14 protein-coding genes are annotated in these 20,676 nt (G+C 43.8%); 10 read left to right on the top strand and 4 right to left on the bottom strand.

All coding sequences use genetic code 11. The features are described 5' to 3' along the window. The first annotated feature begins 35 nt into the window (after nucleotides 1–35). The 9 genes from BMW61_RS06785 to BMW61_RS06745 all read left to right on the top strand — a co-directional run bounded on the left by BMW61_RS06785 (nucleotide 36) and on the right by BMW61_RS06745 (nucleotide 14,603). Complete coding sequence (locus BMW61_RS06785; RefSeq protein WP_091820514.1) at nucleotides 36–3,617, top strand: DUF5717 family protein; 3,582 nt, start codon at nucleotides 36–38, stop codon at nucleotides 3,615–3,617. 53 nt (nucleotides 3,618–3,670) lie between these two features. Continuing rightward, entirely contained in the window at nucleotides 3,671–4,978 is a 1,308-nt protein-coding gene (locus tag BMW61_RS06780) for a DUF5716 family protein (RefSeq protein WP_022760496.1), read from the top strand. Continuing rightward, nucleotides 4,975–5,805, top strand: coding sequence for a hypothetical protein (locus BMW61_RS06775; RefSeq protein WP_022760497.1), 831 nt, complete (start codon nucleotides 4,975–4,977; stop codon nucleotides 5,803–5,805). The genes BMW61_RS06780 and BMW61_RS06775 overlap by 4 nt, the downstream gene beginning before the upstream one ends. Continuing rightward, a complete protein-coding gene (locus BMW61_RS06770) occupies nucleotides 5,805–7,001 on the top strand; it encodes an AAA family ATPase (protein WP_091820512.1) in 1,197 nt (398 codons plus the stop codon). The genes BMW61_RS06775 and BMW61_RS06770 overlap by 1 nt, the downstream gene beginning before the upstream one ends. Nucleotides 7,002–7,092: 91 nt before the next feature. Further along, nucleotides 7,093–8,532 carry an amidophosphoribosyltransferase gene (purF, locus tag BMW61_RS06765; RefSeq protein WP_091820665.1) on the top strand — a complete coding sequence of 480 codons (1,440 nt, stop codon included), beginning with the start codon at nucleotides 7,093–7,095 and terminating at the stop codon, nucleotides 8,530–8,532. An 18-nt stretch (nucleotides 8,533–8,550) separates the two neighbouring features. Beyond that, nucleotides 8,551–9,984 (top strand): adenylosuccinate lyase, encoded by a 1,434-nt coding sequence (purB, locus tag BMW61_RS06760; RefSeq protein ID WP_022760500.1) that lies wholly within the window; start codon nucleotides 8,551–8,553, stop codon nucleotides 9,982–9,984. Nucleotides 9,985–10,166: 182 nt separating this feature from the next. Then, the gene (locus tag BMW61_RS06755; protein ID WP_091820511.1) at nucleotides 10,167–12,983 is read left to right on the top strand and encodes a glycoside hydrolase family 3 protein; all 2,817 of its coding nucleotides are present in this window, start codon (nucleotides 10,167–10,169) and stop codon (nucleotides 12,981–12,983) included. Nucleotides 12,984–13,255: 272 nt separating this feature from the next. Beyond that, nucleotides 13,256–13,888, top strand: coding sequence for a hypothetical protein (locus BMW61_RS06750; protein WP_022760502.1), 633 nt, complete (start codon nucleotides 13,256–13,258; stop codon nucleotides 13,886–13,888). Nucleotides 13,889–14,132: 244 nt separating this feature from the next. Beyond that, nucleotides 14,133–14,603, top strand: a complete 471-nt coding sequence (locus tag BMW61_RS06745) for a GAF domain-containing protein (RefSeq protein WP_022760503.1) — start codon at nucleotides 14,133–14,135, stop codon at nucleotides 14,601–14,603. 81 nt (nucleotides 14,604–14,684) lie between these two features. Here BMW61_RS06745 and BMW61_RS06740 read toward each other — a convergent pair whose 3' ends face one another. The 4 genes from BMW61_RS06740 to BMW61_RS06725 form a co-directional block, all read right to left on the bottom strand. Continuing rightward, the gene (locus tag BMW61_RS06740; protein ID WP_022760504.1) at nucleotides 14,685–15,554 is read right to left on the bottom strand and encodes a carbohydrate ABC transporter permease; all 870 of its coding nucleotides are present in this window, start codon (nucleotides 15,552–15,554) and stop codon (nucleotides 14,685–14,687) included. Continuing rightward, on the bottom strand, nucleotides 15,554–16,606 hold the full coding sequence (locus tag BMW61_RS06735) for a carbohydrate ABC transporter permease (protein ID WP_026498488.1): 1,053 nt from the start codon (nucleotides 16,604–16,606) through the stop codon (nucleotides 15,554–15,556). The genes BMW61_RS06740 and BMW61_RS06735 overlap by 1 nt, the downstream gene beginning before the upstream one ends. 107 nt (nucleotides 16,607–16,713) lie before the next feature. Beyond that, entirely contained in the window at nucleotides 16,714–18,084 is a 1,371-nt protein-coding gene (locus BMW61_RS06730; protein WP_091820509.1) for an ABC transporter substrate-binding protein, read from the bottom strand. A gap of 370 nt (nucleotides 18,085–18,454) precedes the next feature. Next, nucleotides 18,455–19,477 carry a LacI family DNA-binding transcriptional regulator gene (locus BMW61_RS06725; protein ID WP_091820508.1) on the bottom strand — a complete coding sequence of 341 codons (1,023 nt, stop codon included), beginning with the start codon at nucleotides 19,475–19,477 and terminating at the stop codon, nucleotides 18,455–18,457. 170 nt (nucleotides 19,478–19,647) lie between these two features. Here BMW61_RS06725 and BMW61_RS06720 point away from each other — a divergent pair, with 170 nt between their 5' ends. Then, nucleotides 19,648–20,622, top strand: a complete 975-nt coding sequence (locus BMW61_RS06720; protein ID WP_022760508.1) for a nucleoside/nucleotide kinase family protein — start codon at nucleotides 19,648–19,650, stop codon at nucleotides 20,620–20,622. The last annotated feature ends 54 nt before the right edge of the window (nucleotides 20,623–20,676 follow it).

Here is a 20,676-nt window from a genome sequence, read left to right as displayed (position 1 = left end):
ATTTGGAATATGTTTTCTTTCGGGGAATTCTTTACGTGAATAGTGTAATTGACCGCTTATTAAATGGACAATTTGATAATATAGAAAGAACGCTCAGCTTCTCACTTCCGCGCCTGGAATTAAATATTAAACCGGGGGAGGTCTGTGAAGGGAGCTTCATTATCTATGGACCTAAGGACAAGGTTGTGCAAGGGCTCATCTCTACTTCTGAGCTCCGTATGCAGGTTCTGACAGCTGATTTTTCCGGCTATGAATATGAGGTGGGATTTAGGTTTGATGGCACGGGGCTTAGCGCCGGTGATGTCATCAAGGGTGAGTTCTCCGTCATATCCAATCAGGGAGAATATCAGCTTCCTTTTGTTGTGAACGTGGAGATTAGTCACGTGATGTCCAGTATGGGACCGATTCGCAACATGTTTCACTTTGTAAATCTTGCAAAAACCGACTGGGATGAAGCAAGAAAACTCTTTTATTCCGATGAATTTATCGATGTTTTTCAGGAGAATGAGAGTGGCTTTGAAAGTCTGTACAGAGGGCTTTCTTCTGTCCCCATGTCCGAAGCGAACATGGAGGAGTTTCTTATTTCCATAAAAAAGAAACAGCCGATAAGCTATATTCCCGACAGGACTGAGATTGTAATAGATAATCCGACAGCTGTTTCGGAGCATACCGTGATGCTTTCCAGGAACGGTTGGGGGTATACGCGCGTTGAAGTTGAATTTGACGGAGATTTTCTTTCCACGGATTCTCTTGACCTTACCGACAGCGATTTTATCGGAAATAACTGCTTTTTTAAATTTCGTGTGGATGCAAGTCTTTTGCATGAGGGCAATAACTTTGGATTGATAACCTTCAGAACTCCTTATATGGAGGTTAAGATTCCTGTTACCGCCAAGGTGAATCTCGGATTAGAACACCTTTCGTCCATACAGATGGAGAAGAAAAAGCTCATAGTAGAACTTGTTAAGCTCTATGAGGATTTCAGATTTAAGAAGATTGGTTCAAGGGACTGGCTTTCGGAGAGCGGAAAACTTGTTAACAGGATGAACGCGGTGGATGCCAAGGATCCTGCCTTCAGATTATATACAGCTCAGTATCTGATTACAGCATCGAGAGTGAGCGAGGGTAAATGGATACTCGACCAGATGAAGCCGGTTCTGGAGGAGGAGTATCCGGACGACGATACCCTTTACTGTTATTATCTATATCTCACTACTCTTGTTGAGAGAGATGAGTATGCGACCAACGAAGTATCCAGAATGATGGAAGGTATATTCTCCAGAAATTCAGATAGCTGGAGAATCGCATGGCTTCTTTTATACATATCGGAGGAGTATGCTAACAGCCCCACCAGCAGATGGGTGCTTATGGAGCAGCAATTCCAGGACGGCTGCAGAAGCCCGATTATTTTTATAGAAGCACTTAACCTTATGTTTGAGTCGCCAACACTTCTTACCAAGGCCTCGGAGTTTGAACTTCAGACTCTTGCCTATGGAGTGAAAAAGGGCGTTCTTCAGCAGAATCTGATAGACCAGATAGTTTACATAGGCTCCAGAGAGCGCGGCTACAATGAGAAGCTGTGCAAGATACTCATGGCCTGCTATCAGACTAATCCCGATAAGATTACGCTGGAAGCAATATGTTCGCTTTTGATAAAGGGGAACAGAACAGATCCCGAATCCTTCGAGTGGTATGCCCTCGGTGTTGAGGAGGAGCTTCATATCACAAGGCTTTATGAGTACTATATGGCTGCCATTTATCTCGATGAGGATGGAATGCTTCCCTGCGAGATATCCAAGATGGTACTCATGTTCTTTTCCTATCAGAGCAATCTTGATTATGAAAAGAATGCGATACTCTACAGGTATCTTCATGAACACAGAGACGAGTATCCTGATATCTATGATTCCTACAGGCTTCAGATTGAGAAGTATCTCGTAGAGCAGGTGGACAAGGGTAGGATTAACAAGGATCTCGGATATTTATATAAAAATCTGCTCACGAGGCAGATGGTTGATGCCAGCAATGCCGACAAGGTTTTGAGAATTTTATACAGCAATGAGATAAGGACTGACAACAAGCGCATGACCAAGGTGATTGTTGTCTACGACAAGCTGGAAAAAGAGGTGGAGTATCCGCTTGCGGGCGGAGTTGCCTATGTTCCTTTGTATGGCAGCGATTACTCAGTTTTTCTTGCGGATGCCGATGACAACAGGTTTGCAGAGGGCATACCATTTATAAATTCAAAGCTCATGCTGGTGGGACAGCTTGCATCCTATGCAACGCCTTATATCCAGAAGGGATCTGAGAGCGTGGAGCTTTTCCTTTGTGATATTGAGAAAAATTCTTATACCATCACGATGGAAAATGTCGGAAGGTTCAGGGAGCTTGCCAGTGATCCCAAGATCAGGTCCATTTGCAGAAAGCATATAAGAGAGAGCCTTATAAGGTTCTATTATGAAAATAACTTTGAGCGTCAGCTTGCGGAGTACATGGATGAGGTTACTATGGAGGATCTCGGAACTGCTGACAGAAGCACGATGTTTGAGCTCATGGTTATGTCAGGTAACTACGATAAGGCTTATAAGCTGGTTCACAGGTTTGGCACGCACAAGCTTGATCCCAGAATTGTTATGCGACTTTTCGGCAGACTTATGGATAATGAGTCGCTCGAGAATACTGAGGACAATGCTAAGATAGCCTGGTATGCGTTCTCTCATGCGAAGTATGATGAGCAGCTTCTGACTTTCCTTGCGGCAAACTATAGCGGAACCGTCAAGGAGATGAGAGACCTCTGGAAAACCGCGAACAATCTAAGTGTTGATGTATTTGAACTGTCTAAGAGAATTCTTACTCAGATACTTTACACCGGAGCACACATCGGCGATAAGATTGCTCTTTTCAGAAGCTATGTGGAAAAGAGCGGCGGCGGAGATGAGCTTGAGAGAGCTTTTCTTGCAAAATCGGCCAACGATTACTTCGTGGACAACATGGTTACGGACAGCTATGTTTTTGAGAGAATTGCCACACTTTCGAAGGAGGGCGTAGAGCTACTTGATGTGTGCAGAATGGCATACCTTAGGAGCTTTACCGAGGCTAACCACGTTGGCCTTAAGCCTGACAAGGAGATTGTGAAGGACTTCTTAAAGAGGCTTTTGGATCAGAATGTGTACTTTTCATTTTTCATGTACTATCAGAACGAGCTTCCGCAGATGGGGCAGTTCTGCGATAAGTCAATAATCGAGTACAGAACCACACCGGGGACCAAGTGTATCGTTCACTATATCTCCAGTGAGGACGAGAACGAGGAGTACAAGACCGCACCTATGCAGGAGATGTACAGAGGTATATATGACGCCTCATTTATACTCTTCTTTGGTGAGCAGATCCAGTATTACATCACCGAGGAGAACTACAACGGCCGCGGTGAGAAATTGACGGAGAGCGGAGCTATCTCCAAGAACGATATAGTTCAGGAGACCATTGTCGGACGTTACTCTATAATCAACGACATTATGATCGGCAAGACGCTTCAGGATTACGATACTGTGGACAGACTCCTTTCCGAGTATTACAGAAAGCGTTTCATGACCAATAAATTATTTAGGATGTTATAAAGCCTTCCCCCCTGTGGGGGAAGGTGTCAGCGTAGCTGACGGATGAGGGCACAATGCAATTTTTCAAAGAATCAAAAAACGCAAGAAGATATGTACTTGGTTACGATCTGGGAGAGGATGTCTCGCAGATTAGTTTTCTTGCGTCTGATTCCGACCTTCCGGAGACACTCTCAACCCTTGCAGGCGCAGAGGCTTACAATATCCCTACTGTTTTATGTAAGCGCAAGGACGTTAACCAGTGGTTTTACGGAAAGGAAGCCATCGCTAAGATTGAAGCGGAGGAGGGCGTCAGAGTTGACGGCCTTATTGAAGCTGCCAGATCAGGGAAGCGTGTGAATGTAGACGGAACAGGCTATGATCCCGTTTCGCTTCTGACTCTTTTTGTAAAAAGAACACTTTCCCTGCTCTCGATGGAACTGTCAATGGACATGGTAGATGCCATCGCATTTACGACAAGGACCATGGACAGCAGAATGATAGAGGTTTTATCCGAGGTTACGGGAGCACTTTCGCTTCCTGTTAAGAATATTTTTTATCAGAGCTATGAGGACAGCCTTTATCACTACATGCTTTATCAGCCCGATGATCTTCTGTCACATGCGGTTATCGCCTGTGATTACAGCTTCGGCGAGATGACTGTCTATGACATGAAGCTCAACCACAGAACAAAGCCCATTGTTGTTACCATAGATAAAACGACATACGGCGGGATGGTGCTTTCGCAGGGGAGATTCTCCGAGAATGCGAAGGAGCGCGAGGAGCAGGTAGTAAGGCTTGACCAGAAATTTTTGGAGTTTGCCGAAAAGACCATGGAGGGCAGAATTGTCAGCTCCGTATTTTTACTGGGCGACGGATTCAGGGATCAGTGGATGCAGAAATCTCTGGAGTTTTTATGTAGAACAAGGCGTGTATTCCAAGGAAACAATCTCTTCAGCAAGGGTGCAAGCATTGCGGCCAGAGAGAAAGTGGGCCCCAGCGAGCGCATGGAAAAATATGTGCTCCTTGACGGCGGAAAACTAAAATCAAATATCGGACTTCTTGTAAAAAAGCAGGGTAAGGAGGCATATCATGCCCTTCTTGATGCCGGTGAAAACTGGTATGACATCGGCACAAGCCTTGACCTTATTCTGGAAGATGAGAATTATATAGATATTATCATCACATCACTCACTGCAGGTGAGAAGCATGTACATACTATTGAACTTAATGACCTTCCGGAGCGTCCTCCGAGAACCACGAGACTTCGCATGAAAGTCTCTATGAGGGCTGCGGACAAGGTTATAATACATATCGAGGACATGGGCTTCGGAGAGCTTTTTGAGAATTCCGGCCTGTCGTGGAGCGAGGAGATTTCGGTATGAGAGGACTTATTCTTTGTACCGGAAGGTACGCTTTAAAACCTTATTATCTTGAGAAAATCGGCAGACGTATTTATTCAATAGAAGAGCTCTGCTATTGTATAACTCAGAACGCATTTCTTATCGATGCGGATTCTTTTGAAATGAGTCTTGTAGACTGGATAGGAAATGAACTTGGTCTTGAAAAGCTTGCCGATGAGCTGAGACACATGATAGTTCACAAGTGTTCTGTTGTTTCCCTTGCGGGAATGATTCTTGATTATGTCGGATATTCCACGAAGGAAGAAATCGACAGCACAGAGGAGACACTCAGAAGCAATGCGGACATGGATATCTATGAAAAGCGCATGTCCAGGGCTGAGTTTTTGATGAAGCAGGGGCATATCACTCAGGCTTTCAGTGAATACGACTATCTTTTGAAGCATATGCCGGAAATGGATAAAAATATAAAATCCAAGATAGAGCATAATCAGGGTGTCATGTACGCACATCTTTTTATGTATGACGTGGCTGCGGAGTTTTTCCATAAGGCATGGGAGGACGGCGGAGCAGACGAGTCTTATCTCGGTTATCTTGCCGCGAAACGCATGATGATGGATGAAAAGGAGTATGTTTCCTTTGTAAGTTCACATAAGGAGGCACATAATCTTTCCTTAAAGCTTGAGCAGCGCATGGATGAAGCCAATGATCTGTATGATGCGAGCACTGCGAATATCAAGGTCAGAAGTCTCGAATTGTATCGCTCCGGGGCTAAGATGAGCGAGTACTACGAAGAGGTGGAGAGAATTACTAAGGATATGAAGGAAGAATATCGGGGATTGGTTGAATAATGGGGTTCTTTGATTTTTTCAAGAAAAAAGATACATATCGAATAGAACGTCATCAGCAAAACGAGCTGGAAAACTGGAATGATATTGTCTATACAAGAAAAAATATAGACATGGATGACCCTGAACAGAGGCATGAGTACATCGAAAACTGTCTTCAGCAGATGGCTGAGGCCAGCAGGGAGATGGATAACCTTCAGTTCGAATACCGCGTAGTTACCTCACACCTGCGGGATATGGAAGAGATTGATGCACTTCCGCCCGAGCAGCGCGCTGAGGTTAATCAGTGTGCTCAGCGTATTCTCGACAGTGAAGAGCAGCAGAAGACCTTCAACAGACGTAAGAGCAGAATGACCGACCAGGAATTTGAGAAGATGGAGCGTCTTCATAATCAGGTCAAGAAGAGCGCGGAAACTCTAAAGGATACGGAGGAGCACCAGAAAAAGGTTAAGAATGACCTTAGAAGACTGGACGGAGAGAGACAGGCTTATGATTTCAGACGAGCCGAGATTGAGGTATCTCTGGACAATATGCAGAGACTTATGTTGGTGGTTGCTGTGGCGCTTGGAGTTATCACGGTAGCTCTTGCTGTTTTATCTCTGGCACTTAAGCTCAATGTTATTTATGGCTATATGGTGGCGATAACGGTAGCTGCGCTGGCTTTCCTTTTCCTCAATCAGAAGATTCATGAGGCGAGAAGAGAAAAGAAGGTGATTCTTAATTCCATCGCACGTCTTATTCAGCTGCAGAATACGGTTAAGATCCGCTATGTAAATAACAGGAATCTTATAGATTACGAGTGCTTAAAGTATGGTATCAGCAATTCCAAAGAACTGCTTCAGATGTACAATAAGTACCTTATGGAAAAAAATGAACGCGAGCGCTATGCCATTGCAGAAAAGCAGCTGGATACCAATCAGAAGGCGCTTGTATTTGCACTACGTAAGTACAGGATTAAGGATCCCGAGATCTGGATTCACCAGGCGATTGCTCTCATAAATCACAACGAGGAGGTCGAGATCCGTCACGAGCTTGTGCAGCAGAGGCAGTCTCTTCGTAAGCAGATGGATTACAACCGCGATGTTGTGGCAGGCAATGCCAAAAACGAGATAGAAGAGCTCGTACGCCAATATCCTGTCTATCGCCAGGAAATCCTCGACATGGTCGACCGCTTCGAACAAAGATATCCCGGAGCATAAAATTCTTTTTTCATTTTTTATTGCTAATAAATAGGAGATAATGTACTATGTTTTGTGTTGGGTATGGAAAGATTTATTTGTAGGTAATTCAATGGCAAAATATTTTAACAATGAACACGATAAGATAGGTGAGGAGTGCGGTGTCTTCGGAATCTATGATTTCGATGGCGGGGATGTTGCACCCTCGATTTATTACGGACTGTTGTCCCTGCAACATCGAGGGCAGGAGAGCTGCGGTATTGCTGTCAGCGAAACAATGGGTCCGAAAGGAAAAGTAACAAGTCATAAGGACATGGGACTGGTAAATGAAGCGTTTAACCATGAGATCATTTCAGGGATGCATGGTGACATAGGTGTAGGGCATGTGAGATACTCAACTGCCGGCAGCAGCACCAGAGAAAACGCTCAGCCCCTTGTCCTTAATTACGTTAAGGGGACACTTGCGATGGCGCACAACGGTAATCTTGTAAATGCGCCGGAACTTCGAGAGGAACTTGCGTATACCGGTGCGATTTTCCAGACTACGATAGATTCAGAGGTTATCGCATATCATATTGCAAGAGAAAGGCTTAATACTCCCAATGTTGAGGGTGCTGTTGCCAACGCGATGAAGAAGATCAAGGGTGCGTATTCCCTGGTTATCATGTCGCCCAGGAAGCTCATCGGAGCAAGGGATCCCAATGGCTTCAGACCGCTTGTAATTGGTAAGAGAGATAACAGCTACATTCTTGCATCCGAGACCTGCGCGCTTGATACAATCGGCGCAGAGTTCATCAGAAATGTTGAGCCGGGAGAGATAGTGACCATCTCTCCGGAGAAGGGTATTGAATCCAATCTTCAGATGACCAACAGCGTTAAGCACGGCCATTGCATATTCGAATATATTTATTTTGCAAGACCGGACAGCGTGCTTGACGGAGTGAGTGTCTATGAATCCAGAATAAAAGCAGGGCGCTTTTTGGCAATGGATTCACCGGTGGAAGCGGATGTGGTTGTCGGTGTTCCGGAATCAGGTAACTGCGCTGCACTTGGATATTCAATGGAGTCCGGTATCCCTTACGGACAGGCTTTTGTGAAGAACCAGTATATCGGCAGAACCTTCATAAAGCCGGGGCAGAAGAGCCGTGAGAGCAGTGTTCAGGTAAAACTGAATGCCCTTAAAAACGCCGTTGAGGGAAAACGAGTTATAATGATAGACGATTCAATCGTTCGCGGTACCACTTCGGACAGGATTGTAAGAATGCTCAGGGATGCGGGAGCTACCGAGGTTCATATGAGAGTATCATCGCCGCCGTTTTTATGGCCTTGCTACTTCGGAACCGACGTACCTGCAAGAGAGCAGCTGATCGCCTATAACCGCAGTATCGATGAGATATGTAAGATTATCGGAGCTGATTCTCTCGGTTATTTGAGAGAGGAACGACTCAGTGAACTGGTAAATAACAAGTTTGATATATGTAGGGGGTGCTTCACGGGAGATTACCCCATTGCTCCGCCGGATGAAGATATCAGGGGAGACTTCGAAGCGTAAATCATTTAGGAGGATAATATGAGTACAGACAGATACAGTAGCCCGCTTTCAGAGCGTTATGCAAGTAAGGAAATGCAGTACATCTTTTCACAGGACATGAAATTCAAGACCTGGAGAAAGCTCTGGATCGCACTTGCGGAAATTGAAAAGGAACTCGGACTTAACATCACACAGGAACAGATTGATGAGCTTAAGTCACACCAGGAAGACATCAACTATGAAGTTGCCATTGCCCGTGAGAAGGAAGTTCGCCACGATGTAATGAGCCATGTATATGCGTACGGCCAGCAGTGTCCCAAGGCTGCAGGAATCATTCACCTCGGCGCTACAAGCTGCTATGTCGGAGACAACACAGACATCATTATCATGACCGAGGCACTTAAGCTTGTTCGCAGAAAGCTCCTCAATGTTATCAGCTGCCTTGCAAAGTTCGCTGATGAGTACAAGGATCTGCCGACACTCGGATTCACACATTTTCAGCCGGCACAGCCTACAACAGTAGGTAAAAGAGCATCACTCTGGCTTCAGGACTTCACTATCGATCTTGAGGACCTTGATTATGTTCTTGATAATATGAAACTTCTTGGTTCAAAGGGAACTACCGGAACACAGGCATCTTTCCTTGAACTTTTTGACGGAGACCTTACAAAGGTTGATAAGCTTGATCCCATGCTTGCTGACAAGATGGGCTTCAAGGGTTGTATGGCGGTTTCAGGTCAGACCTACAGCCGTAAGATCGACATGAAGGTTGTTAATGTCCTTGCGGGAATCGCATCATCTGCTACAAAGATGGCTCAGGATATCAGACTTCTTCAGCATCTTAAGGAAGTTGAGGAGCCCCATGAGGCTAAACAGATTGGCTCTTCAGCTATGGCTTATAAGAGAAATCCCATGAGAAGTGAGAGAATCTGCTCACTTTCAAGATACGTAATTGTTGATACATTGAATCCCGCTATCACCGAGATTTCACAGTGGTTCGAGAGAACACTTGATGATTCTGCAAACAAGAGACTTTCAATTCCCGAGGGCTTCCTTGCAATTGATGGTATTCTTGATCTTTGCATGAATGTAACAGACGGCCTTGTTGTATATCCCAAGGTTATCGAGAAGCGCCTCATGTCAGAGCTTCCTTTCATGGCTACCGAGAATATCATGATGGATGCCGTAAAGCTTGGCGGAAACAGACAGGAGCTTCATGAGAAAATAAGAGAGCTTTCCATGATCGCAGGAGACCACGTAAAGAAGGACGGACTCGACAACGATCTTCTTGATATGATCGTAAAGGATCCCGCTTTCCACATGACAGAGGATAAGATCAAGGAGTGCATGGATCCTAAGAAATACACAGGCTGCAGTGCACATCAGGTTGAGAGATTCTTAAACGAGGTTGTGAATCCCATTCTCGAAGCCAACAAGGATGAGCTTGGCCTCTCCGCTGAGATAAACGTATAAGAGCCGTTCTGCCCGGCCCAGCGCGAGAAGCAGAACTTCTATTTGAAAAATACATAAAAAGACAAATATAACTACTTCATTTTCTTGTTTTTATGTTGCATAATTATGATATGCAAAAATCAGTATCCCGCATTGTTGTTTATAATGCGGTGTATGAATACAGGAAAATGAGGTAGTTTTTTATGGGAAAAACATGGGATATAAAACAGTTTGCTAAAACTGCACGCGCAGCTGCGGCAGAGGGTATCGTCCTTTTGAAAAATGATAAAAATGCTATTCCCCTTGAGAAGGGTGCAAGGATCGCTGTTTTCGGAAGAAGCCAGATGAATTACTACAAGAGTGGAACCGGTTCGGGCGGCATGGTTAACGTTGACTATGTTGTCGGAATCTATGAGGCTCTGGCCGCTTCAAAGAAAATCAAAGTAAACAAGGATGTTCGCAAAGCCTATGAGGCATTCGTAAAAGAGAATCCTTTTGATGTCGGCATAGGATGGGCAGGAGAGCCCTGGTTTCAGAAGGAGATGCCTCTTGAGGATGCGCTTTTAAAGAAAGCGTCAGCTGAATCCGATGCTGCGGTTTTTATAATCGGAAGAACCGCCGGAGAGGATCAGGACAATAAAAATGAGCAGGGAAGCTATCTTCTTACAGATGAGGAGAAGGCTGCCCTGAAGAAGGTCTGCAAGGCCTTTAAGCGCACGATTGTTCTTCTGAATGTCGGTAATATCATCGATATGAAGTGGGTAACAGAGATTAACCCCGAGGCTGTTCTCTATGTATGGCAGGGCGGTCAGGAGGGCGGAAATGCCGTTCTGGATGTGCTCACGGGGGATGTGAACCCTTCAGGAAAACTGTCCGATACAATTGCTTATAATATCGAGGATTATGCTTCCACAGCGAATTTCGGCTCAGAGAAGAGGAACTTCCAGTCTGAGGATATTTACGTAGGATATCGCTATTTTGAGACCTTCGCAAAGGACAAGGTAATGTATCCTTTTGGATTTGGATTGTCATATACGACTTTTGATATAGCTTTAGGCGAGTTTGATTACGACGCGACAGAAGGCGCCTCACTGGAAGTTCTTGTTACCAATACAGGTGACAGGGCAGGAAAAGAGGTTGTTCAGGTTTATGTTGAGGCTCCGCAGGGTGTTCTTGGCAAACCTTCCAGAGCACTTGTAGCCTTTGCAAAGACAGACGTCCTTAAGCCCGGTCAGATGCAGAGCATGGAGTTTGATATTCCAAAGTACTGGATGAGTTCCTATGATGACGGTGGGGCTACAAAAAATAAGTCATCCTATGTCATGGAGGCCGGAACCTACAGAATCTATGCAGGTAATGATGTCAGAAGCGCAGAAGCAGCAGGTGAATTTGAGCTTAAGAAGCTCGAAGTAATCTGTAAGTGCGAGGAGAGCTACGCCCCGGTTAACGAATTTGAGAGATTGAAGCCTTGTGCCGGTGGAAAGGGTGGCAATAGCTACACTGTAAAATATGAGAAAGCACCTATTAGGACGCTTGATCCTAATAAAAAGAGAAAAGACAGACTTCCGAAAGCACTTCCTTATTCCGGTGACAAAGGCTTTAAGCTTAAGGACGTGGAAGAGAAGAATGTTTCCATTGAGGGTTTCATAGCCCAGCTTTCCGATAAGGACCTCATTGCTATGATGCGCGGCGAGGGAATGTGTTCTCCCAAGGTAACTGCGGGAATAGCAGGTGCTTACGGCGGAGTGACAGACAGACTCTCAGATTTTGGTATTCCTGTCGGAGGCTGCTCCGATGGACCCAGCGGTATACGTATGGACTGCGGAACTCATGCATTTTCACTTCCGAACGGAACCTGCCTTGCATGTACTTTTGATGAAGAACTAAATGAAAAGCTCTTTAACTGGGAGGCACTTGACCTTAGGAGAAACAGAATCGATGCACTTCTCGGCCCCGGTATGAACATTCACAGAAATCCTTTGAACGGTCGAAACTTTGAGTATTTTTCAGAGGATCCGATACTCACTGGTAAGCTTGTATCAGCTCAGCTCCGTGGTCTTCATAAATATGATGTAACAGGTGTAATTAAGCATTTTGCGGGCAATACACAGGAATACAAGAGACATTTTGTTGACAACGTCGTATCGGAGAGGGCACTTCGCGAAATCTATCTTAAAGGCTTTGAAATTGCTGTAAGAGAGGGAAAAGCCCGTGCACTTATGAGTACCTACGGACCTTTAAACGGTATCTGGACAGCCAGCAGCTATGACCTTCTTACTTCAATTTTGAGAGAAGAGTGGGGATTTGATGGCATCGTCATGACCGACTGGTGGGCAATGGGTAACGATGAGGCAGGTGCTGCAGGAAGCTATCAGAATGTATCCGCTCAGGTTCGTGCCCAGAATGATCTGAATATGGTAAATACCAGCGCAGAGGATAATTCAAACAAGGATGATCTTGACGTGGCCCTTGCAGAGGGAAGACTTACCCGTGCAGAGCTTGTAAGAAGTGCAATAAATATCTGCAAATTCCTGCTGAAAACTCCGGCCTACAGACATATGCTCGGAGAGGAATCCGCACTTGATAAGGAACTTGCAGCTGCGATTTCGGCAGAAGATGCTGTCCTTCAGGATATGATAAAGCTTAAGTTTGATGGCGATGAGCTTGACCTGGACGTTTCCAAGATAAAGGTTGGAAAGGGAGAGACAACTACTTATGTAATAACCACACCCAGAAAGTGTCTTACAGATTTAGAACTCGTCATCAGAGCTAATAATCAGCCTGATGTAGCCCAGCTTCCGTTCTCTGTATTCCAGGATAAGATGCTGGTAAAATCAGTTACTCTGACCGGAATGGATAAGGAATGGCAGACCATTAAAATCGGCCTTGGCCCTGCGATGATTGGAAATTTCTACCTTAAGCTCTATTTTGCACAGGGCGGACTTGAAATCAAGTCAGCTAAAATTATTTTCACAAAAGATATAGAGAGTATGTTCAGACATGATCCGGCACTGCTTTGATAAATACGCATAATAATGTGCATAAGTACCCTATAAACTCTTTGAGCTATAGGGTACTTTTTTGTTATTTTGGGTTTTTTAAAAGGGGTTTCGACTTAAGAATAGATTAAAATTTCGTTATTTTTAAGGAACTATAAATCAATTCTAAAATGTTGGTTAAGTTATCGGGTTAAACGTTTACTTCTCAATATAGAAGTGCTAATAATATAACTGTGGGGGAAAAGCAAAGAAAAAAGATATGTGATGGTTTTTGTGAAAGGAGAATTTGTCTTATGGGTAATACTTTCAAAAGAATTATGTCAACTATGTTGGCAGTCACATTGGCTGCAACACTTTGCTTTATAGCAATACCTACTCGTGCACAGGCTGCTGATAAGACAGTCAAAGTTACTTTGACTAAGGACGGCAACGGTGGAGCAGGCATCACTCTTAAGCCTGGTGCAAAGGCTCAGATTATTGTTAAGAAGGCAACAGGAAATGTAACTTATAAGACTAACAACAAAGCAGTTGTTTCAGTAACAAAGGATGGAGTAATCCAGACTAAGAAGGTTGGAAGCGCTGAGATTAAGGTTAAGGATAAGAAGGGCTATTCAGCAACTGTTTGTGTAGACGTTGCAAAGGGAAGCTATCTTGCACGCAGCGGAAAGGGCTCTGACGAAAAGGGCAAGGTTTATAAGATTTGGCTCAGCAAGCCCGCAGTAACACTTGACCTCGGCGAGGGATATTCTGTATGGGCATACACAATTGAAGAAGGCAAGACCGGTAGTGTACAGTTCCAGAGTGAGGACTGGGGAATTGCTGCAGTTGATGATCATGGTAACATCAGAGCTCAGGGACATGGCTCAACACGTATCTACGCTCACAAGGGCGGCAGAACAGCAGCTATCATGGTTAATGTAAACTGATATTTGCAGAATACGATCGTTTTACATAACAGGAGACCATTAGTAGGATAGTTTGAAAAAAGTTTCATCACAAACTGAATAAAGTACAAAACGTTGTTAAAACGTTATATGCACGTACCGGACTAGTCTATAGGGCAGTTCGGTACGTGATTTTTTGTGTATTGTTTCATGATTTTGCCATTTGTGATATGATACTGACATTGATTAGATTGTACAAAATAGAAAATTCCGGAGGAATAGATAAATGGCATTATCAAATTATGTAGAAGCAGTAATAGAAGAAAATGACTGGTACATCACAAATCTTTCCAATGTGGCAGCCTGCCTGTGGCAACAGCTCCCTGATGTAAGCTGGGTGGGATTTTATTTAATGACTGATAAGGGTAACGATAAAGAACTTATCCTTGGACCCTTCCAGGGAAAAGTGGCATGCACTCATATTGCACTTGGCCGCGGTGTCTGCGGCGTTTCCGCTTCTGAAAACAAAACGCTCATCGTCCCTGACGTATCACAGTTTTCAGGCTACATCGCCTGCGACAGCGAAGCCCGCTCTGAAATCGTTATCCCCCTCAGAAACAAAGACGGGGTAGTCATCGGAGTCCTCGACATCGACAGCAACACAGAAGGCCGCTTCTCTGAAGCCAATGAAGAATCTGCAGACCTTGAAAAATGTGCGGAACTGATATCAAATATTATCCCTAAAACAATAAACTGATACATATCGCGTCCTCTCAGAAATAAAATACCCCATGGCAGAGGTGAACTGCCATGGGGTAAAAGAATGGAATGGGTTTTATTAGCCTTTTACTGCACCTTCAATCATACCTTCCATAATCTGTTTCTGAGCGATCAGGAAAAGAATAATCATGGGCAGGATAGCAAGAAGTGCAGCTGCCAGAATCAGGTTCCACTGCTTAACATAGGAACCGACAAAGGCCTGAACTGCTACAGGAAGAGTCTTTACGGGACCGTTCTGACCAAGCATCATTGAAGGCAGAAGATAATCGTTCCAGATCCACATACCATTAAGAATGGTTACTGTTGTGATAACAGGTGTGAGGAGCGGGAAAATTACCTTGAAAAATACCTGCTCGGGTGAGCATCCGTCAATAGATGCTGCTTCTTCAAGATCATAAGGAATTCCCTTAATAAATCCTACAAGAATGAATACTGTCATTGCGCCGCCGAATCCAAGGTATGCGAAAACAATACCGGGAACTGACTTAAGCATCGGGATACCAATGAACTTTCCGACATCTCTGAAAGTAGAGATAAGAGGAAGCATAACTACCTGGAAAGGAATGATCATTGATGCGATGAATGTGAAGTAAATCACATTTGACCATACAGTCTTATTACGGCAGATAACCCATGCTGCCATAGCTCCGAACAGAGCGAGCAGTGCAAGGGAAAGAACAGTAATAAGTGCTGAATATCCAAAGGTCTGCCAGAATGTGAAACTGGAGTTATTTATAACATCATTAAGATTTCTAACAAGCTTCGCAAAAGATGCTCCATTCAGTCCGATGGGATTTGCTGTAATCTCATTGGAATCCTTGAAAGAATTGATAACTACAAGGAAGAAAGGGAACAGCACATAAGCTGCGATTATAATTGCAATAATGAAACGGATAATAACGTTTGAAGTCTTTTCCTTGGTATGCATTATAATTCCACCTCCTTCTTGTTAGATATGCGAACCTGAAGTATTGAAACGCAAGCCAGTATGATGAAGAACAATACGGCTTTTGCCTGGCCGAGTGCGTAATTGTTCTTTATAACAGCTGTGTTATAGATGTTAAGAGCGAGCATCTCGGTTCCGTTTGTCAGGTACTGTCCGAAAATATCTACAGATCCTTTACCATTAGTAAGTGCAAGGTTTACATCGAACTGCTTGAAAGCACTTGTAAGAGTAAGGAACGTACAAATCGTGATTGTGGGAGCAATCATGGGAATCTTTATCTCGAAAAGAGTCTGCATGGGATTAGCTCCGTCAATTGCAGATGCTTCAAGAACATCTCCGGGTATTGTATTGAGACCTGTGATATAGATGAGCATTATATAACCTGCGTACTGCCAGATGTATACGATGATTACCGCGAGGAAAGCAGTGCCTGTATCGGCAATCATTGAATACTGTGTATTTAAGAGTTTTGTTACAACATTACTGAAAATGAACTGCCATATATAGCCTAGTACGATACCACCGATAAGGTTAGGTAAGAAGTAAGCTGCCCTGAAAAATCCGAGGCCCTTGATTTTTGATGTGCAAAGAAGGGCAAGAAGGAAAGCAACCAGATTAACCATTATCATGTTACATACAACAAACAAGAATGTTAAAAATATAGACCAGAGGAAACTGGGCTGTGAAAACATACTTGTGTAATTTACTAGTCCAACGGAATTCCTAACCCTGATACCATCCCAATCGGTAAATGAATATCCGATACCGAGGAAAAGAGGAATGATAACTGTTACCAAAAAGGCAAACAGAAGAGGGAATAAGAAAAGTATATTTATAATTGTGCGATGATATTTAAGTGTCGGGAAAAAGTATAAACCTAAAACTATTCCAATAATACCAATGATGAGTGTGGCACCACGGAATGAAGCCTGGGACTTCGTGAAGTCAAGCATAAGAGACCAAATCAGAAGACCAAGACCTGCTATCAGACAAATGAAAGAAAATACTCCTTTTGAGGTAGAAGGTGTTTTCATAGTGGAAGCTCCTTTGTTCCGGGATAATGGGGTGACGATGTTTCAGTGGTTTAGATAAATCGGGCAGAGCATTTGCTCTGCCCGATAACTAACAGTTTTAACTTTGATTATTCAGCGTAGTAACCCTTGATTACTGCAGAAATCTTAGATACGAACTCGTCAGCATCTGCGATTGATCCCTTAGCATAATCAGCAAATACCTGACATGTCTCGTTCTGAAGACCATCCTTCTTAAGCATTGTGTGCCATCCGCTGTAGTTGCCAGCATCGATGTAGCTCTTCATGCTCTTGTAGAAAGGATTTGTAGCTTCAAACTCGCAATCATCGAAAGGAGATACAAGACCAGCCTTGTTTACAAGGATATCCTGTGCAGAAGAACCTGCGCACCAGTTGAAGAATGCCTTAGCTGCATCTACGTTGCCGTCCTTGTAAGCTACCCAGTATGACGGAGGTCCTGCGATGATTGTGTTGATACCATCCTCAAATGCATAAGGAGCGAAACCAACTTCGAAGCTTACATCATCAGGAGATGTTACACACCAGTTACCCTGTGTGATGAATGCGAACTTGCCATCCTTAAATCCGGCAACCTGCTCGTCATATGTTCCGTCAACAAGAAGGTGATCCTTATCTGCGTACTCGTTCATCATTCCAACGAACTCAGCGAAATCCTTCATTCTTGCTTCATCAATTGTACCGCCATCGTTAAGCATGTCGATGTACTTTGTGTCATCAGCCTTAAGACCAGCATCAAGGTACTGACCAAATACGTGTGTACCTGAAGACCATCCAAGGTTTGTGGGCTCTGCGCACCATGCAAATACTGCTGTAAGACCAAGCTCATCCTTCTTAGCGTCGATCTTCTCGCAAGCTTCTTTCCAAGCAGCGGGGCTTGTAAGAGAAGAAGGATCAACGTCACACTGTGAAAGGATGTCAGCGTTGTAACCAAGAGCAGTAGCCTCTACTGTATAAGGGAATCCGATTGTGCCCATGTTAGCATCAACGAGCTCGAATCCTGTCTTATCTGTCCATTCCTCACCTGCAAGATCAGCAAGCATGCCGTCCCATGTAGCAGCCTGGTTAGCTTCGATTACGAAGATGTCAGGCATGTTGTCGCCCTGGTACATTTTCTTAAGCTCATCACCTGCGCTTGTGTCACCACCGATTGTCTCGATAGCAACTTCGTTACCTGTTTCAGACTTGTAAAGCTCAGCGAGCTCTTTGAGCTGATCGTTGATCTCGGGCTTACCGTTAAGAAGACGGATAGCTCCTGCAGAAGCTGTAGAGTCTGAAGCTGTATCAGCAGCCTCAGTTGTGTCAGCGGCTGTATCAGCAGCCTCTGTTGTGTCAGCGGCTGTCTCTGTAGACTCAGCTGTATCAGCAGATGTGTCGGCACCTGAACCTGAGTTGCCGCCGCAAGCTGTCATGCTAAGAACCATTGTTCCAGCCAGAAGAATAGATAATACTTTCTTTTTCATGTTACCCTCCTTAATTGTGCACTTTGCCAATCAGATGTGTTGATTGGCGGTTACTTTTGCGCATAAGTTTTATGCTTAGACTAAAATATCACGATAATAATCAAAATGCAAGTAAAAAATTTCTAAAGTCTCCAGATTTTGCAACACCTTACGCGCAAAAGCTGACTACGACTGGCTTTATATAAATTATTAAATTTTTAAAAAAATAATAAAAATCCTGTTTATAATTTGTCGGCACTTTGCTCAATCGTTTTCGTAGTAAGCCCTGCTTTTGTTGTGTAACATGTACATTTTTTGGAACAAAAAAAGAAACCGAGAGGTTAACACCTTCACCGGTTTCTTTGATTTATATCGAATTTGGAAACTAAGTTTATTCGACAGGCTCTATTTTTTTGACAGTATCTCTTATTATAAGTTTTGTCGGTAATTGTATCTGGTTAGGAGTCTTTTCACCTCGAATTCTCTTAAGAAGTGTCTCGGTGGCAGTTATTCCCTTTAGCTTCACATCCTGATGAACAGTGGTTACGGCAGGGCGATGGAACTGTGCAAGCAGAGTATCATCGAAACCGGCAACTGAGATATCATCGGGAACTCTTATGCCGCGATCCTCAAGAGCGGAGAGCAGCTGAACCGCATATAAATCGGATACACACATGATGGCGTCGAATTCGGGAGCTCTTTTACAGATTTCCTCAAGTGATTCCTCTATTTCATCACTTCTCGGCCTTATTTTAAGGAACCAGTCCTCTTCATAATGAATACCATTTCCCTCAAGAGCATATTTGTAACCTGAGAAGCGCTCATAGTCTACGCCGTTCATATTATCTGAAAGAAATGCTATTTTCTTATGGCCAAGCTTGATCATATAGTTAACCATGTCAAAGCATCCCTGTCTGTCATTAAGACCAACGTTAATAAAGTGCTTTAGTCCCTCTATACTATAGGTATCAATGCAGACGATAGGCTTTTTATAGCGTTCGCTGACGCGGATACCGTCGTTATCAATCATTCCGAAGAGCAGTAGACCATCAACGTTCCAGGTGGAAACATGTCTCATGATCTCGGTAGTATCACTTGAGATGTAGAGCATCATGAAGTAGCCGGCATTTCGTATCGATTCCTCAATACCACCTATAAGTTCGGATACAAAAGGATCCATTAGAAGATTCTCATACTTGTCGGCTCTTGCCTTGAGCGCCACGCCTATAATCTTTGACTCGTTCTGAGCAAGATTGCGTGCGTTGATGTTAGGCACGTAGTCAACTTTTTTCAAATAATCTTCTACAATTTTAATTGTAGCCGGAGATACTTCACCTGTTTTTCCGTGTATAACGTTGGAAACAGTGGTCGTACTCATATTTAGTTGCTTAGCGATTTCCTTAATTGTAATCATAAAAAATCCATTAACTAAAAAAATTAACTTTACAAAAGTTCAAAAATGATTATAGTGTAAAAATAACACAGCGAAAATGCGCTGTCAAAAATCTCAAAATGCACATAAATATAGAAACTTTTGCGTTAAAGTTAAAAACACCCCAAAATTATTTTTGAAAGGAAGTAGAAATGAACACTGTTTACGGCAAAATTAGTCCTATGAATGCAATAACCGCAGACATGACCTCCACACTCGGAGGAAAGGATATACAGATTCCTTCGGATATACCGCATGGAGACATGCCCGGAGATAAGATAGAGATCGGCGAAAGTCACATCGCCAAGGCAAAGACAATATTCCCCAGACTTTTGGAGGAGCTTACAAAGGTAACAGCAGCTAATCCTTACGGAAGAGCGGTTATTACCGTATGCGGGGGATCAGGTGTAGGAAAGTCGGAGATTGCTTCACTTCTTTCTTATATGCTTGAAGAGTCCGGTATCGGAAGCTACACAATGTCAGGAGACAACTATCCTCATCGCATTCCTATGTATAATGATGCGGAGAGACTTCACACATTCAGACAGTGCGCTATCCGTGGAATGGTAGACGGCGGTGCGATGAACGCAGAGAACTTAAAGAAGGTTCAGGAGTGGCAGGAACAGGGCGATGATGCCAATGCAGAACATGCAAAGGAGAATCCCTGGTTTTCATCATATCTTGAAGCAGGTAAAAAGGGCCTTTCCGAATACCTCGGAACTCCCGCAGAAACTGATTTTGCTGAAGTAGACAGTATTCTTGCCGCATTTAAAGATGGTGCGGACAAGCTCTGGCTAAAGAGAATGGGCAGAGATGAATGCACACTCTGGTACGACGAAGTTGATATGTCAAAGAAGCAGGTTCTTATCATAGAGTGGACTCACGGCAATACTGACTGCATGAAAGAGGTTGATATCCCGATTCTTCTTAACAGCACACCTCAGGAGACTCTTGAGCACAGAAGAAGCCGTGCACGTGACGGCAAAGTAGACAGTCCGTTTACAATGATGGTTCTTGAACTTGAGCAGAACAAGCTTATGGCACAGGCTCACAAGGCTAAGATAATTGTCAGCAAGCAGGGTGAGATCATAAGCTACGATGATTATAAGAAATTGATGGGTATCTGAAAAACTCATCCGCCCTTCGGGCACCTTCTCCAGTGGGGAAGGCAAAAAAGAAAG

The sequence above is a fragment of the Butyrivibrio sp. ob235 genome, assembly GCF_900109475.1.
Classification (GTDB): Bacteria; Bacillota; Clostridia; order Lachnospirales; family Lachnospiraceae; genus Butyrivibrio.
The sequence above is the reverse complement of the archived record's forward strand: the minus strand, read 5'-3'. Positions and strand labels throughout refer to the sequence as shown.

What these genes read in the sequence shown, in the direction of transcription:
- BMW61_RS06720 (WP_022760508.1), top strand. Translation starts at nt 19,648, where the DNA reads ATGAACACTGTTTACGGCAAAATTAGTCCTATGAATGCAATAACCGCA.
- BMW61_RS06725 (WP_091820508.1), bottom strand. Translation starts at nt 19,477, where the DNA reads ATGATTACAATTAAGGAAATCGCTAAGCAACTAAATATGAGTACGACC.
- BMW61_RS06770 (WP_091820512.1), top strand. Translation starts at nt 5,805, where the DNA reads ATGGGGTTCTTTGATTTTTTCAAGAAAAAAGATACATATCGAATAGAA.
- purB (WP_022760500.1), top strand. Translation starts at nt 8,551, where the DNA reads ATGAGTACAGACAGATACAGTAGCCCGCTTTCAGAGCGTTATGCAAGT.
- BMW61_RS06730 (WP_091820509.1), bottom strand. Translation starts at nt 18,084, where the DNA reads ATGAAAAAGAAAGTATTATCTATTCTTCTGGCTGGAACAATGGTTCTT.
- BMW61_RS06740 (WP_022760504.1), bottom strand. Translation starts at nt 15,554, where the DNA reads ATGCATACCAAGGAAAAGACTTCAAACGTTATTATCCGTTTCATTATT.
- BMW61_RS06775 (WP_022760497.1), top strand. Translation starts at nt 4,975, where the DNA reads ATGAGAGGACTTATTCTTTGTACCGGAAGGTACGCTTTAAAACCTTAT.
- BMW61_RS06780 (WP_022760496.1), top strand. Translation starts at nt 3,671, where the DNA reads ATGCAATTTTTCAAAGAATCAAAAAACGCAAGAAGATATGTACTTGGT.
- purF (WP_091820665.1), top strand. Translation starts at nt 7,093, where the DNA reads ATGGCAAAATATTTTAACAATGAACACGATAAGATAGGTGAGGAGTGC.
- BMW61_RS06750 (WP_022760502.1), top strand. Translation starts at nt 13,256, where the DNA reads ATGGGTAATACTTTCAAAAGAATTATGTCAACTATGTTGGCAGTCACA.
- BMW61_RS06745 (WP_022760503.1), top strand. Translation starts at nt 14,133, where the DNA reads ATGGCATTATCAAATTATGTAGAAGCAGTAATAGAAGAAAATGACTGG.
- BMW61_RS06755 (WP_091820511.1), top strand. Translation starts at nt 10,167, where the DNA reads ATGGGAAAAACATGGGATATAAAACAGTTTGCTAAAACTGCACGCGCA.
- BMW61_RS06735 (WP_026498488.1), bottom strand. Translation starts at nt 16,606, where the DNA reads ATGAAAACACCTTCTACCTCAAAAGGAGTATTTTCTTTCATTTGTCTG.